We start from the raw sequence: 1173 nt of genomic DNA, 5'->3' as shown, positions 1-1173 counted from the left end.
ATCACCCCGTTCGAGAACGACGACGAGGCCCTCGCCCTGGCCAACAACACCAGGTACGGCCTGGCCGCCTACATCTGGACCCAGAACCTGACCCGGGCCCACAACTTCTCGCAGAACGTCGAGGCCGGCATGGTGTGGCTGAACAGCCATAACGTCCGCGACCTCCGCACCCCGTTCGGCGGCGTCAAGGCCTCCGGCCTGGGCCACGAAGGCGGCTACCGCTCCATCGACTTCTACACCGACCAGCAGGCCGTGCATATCACCCTCGGCACCGTCCACACCCCCAAATTCGGCGCCTAGCCCGTACCCCTTTCAAAGAAGAGAGACCATCATGACCAACTTTGTCCCCACCCCTTCTGTTCCGGCTCCGGACATCGTCCGCTGCGCCTACATGGAAATCGTGGTCACCGACCTCGCCAAGTCCCGTGAGTTCTACGTGGACGTCCTGGGCCTGCACGTCACCGAGGAAGACGAGAACAACATCTACCTGCGTTCCCTGGAGGAGTTCATCCACCACAACCTGGTGCTGCGCAAGGGACCCATCGCCGCCGTCGCAGCCTTCGCCTACCGGGTGAAGTCCCCCGCCGAAGTGGACGCCGCCGAGGCTTACTACCGCGAGCTGGGCTGCCGGGTGGAGCGCCGCAAGGACGGCTTCACCAAGGGCATCGGCGACTCCGTCCGCGTCGAGGACCCGCTGGGCTTCCCCTACGAGTTCTTCTACGACGTGGAGCACGTGGAACGCCTCACCCAGCGCTACGACCTCTACTCCGCCGGTGAACTGGTCCGCCTGGACCACTTCAACCAGGTCACCCCCGACGTCCCGCGCGGCCGCGCCTACCTCGAAGACCTCGGCTTCCGCGTCTCCGAAGACATCAAGGATTCGGACGGCGTCACCTACGCCGCCTGGATGCACCGCAAGCAAACCGTCCACGACACGGCCCTGACCGGCGGCAACGGTCCGCGCATGCACCACGTCGCGTTCGCCACCCACGAGAAGCACAACATCATCCAGATCTGCGACAAGATGGGCGCCCTGCGCATCAGCGACCGGATCGAACGCGGCCCCGGCCGGCACGGCGTCTCCAACGCCTTCTACCTCTACATCCTGGACCCGGACGGCCACCGCATCGAGATCTACACCCAGGACTACTACACCGGCGACCCCGACAACCC

2 protein-coding genes are annotated in these 1173 nt (G+C 65.2%); both read left to right on the top strand.

Annotated features, from left to right (window positions below; genetic code table 11):
* The coding region (locus tag AB4Y79_RS21620; protein WP_441866252.1) for an aldehyde dehydrogenase family protein at positions 1-300 on the top strand (300 nt) is incomplete at its 5' end.
* A gap of 31 nt (positions 301-331) precedes the next feature.
* The coding region (gene hpaD / locus AB4Y79_RS21615) for a 3,4-dihydroxyphenylacetate 2,3-dioxygenase (RefSeq protein WP_441866255.1) at positions 332-1173 on the top strand (842 nt) is incomplete at its 3' end.

The sequence above is a fragment of the Pseudarthrobacter sp. YAF2 genome, from assembly GCF_052113345.1.
Taxonomy (GTDB): domain Bacteria; phylum Actinomycetota; class Actinomycetes; order Actinomycetales; family Micrococcaceae; genus Arthrobacter.
Note: the sequence above shows the minus strand (reverse complement) of the source record. Positions and strands in the feature narration are given on the sequence as shown.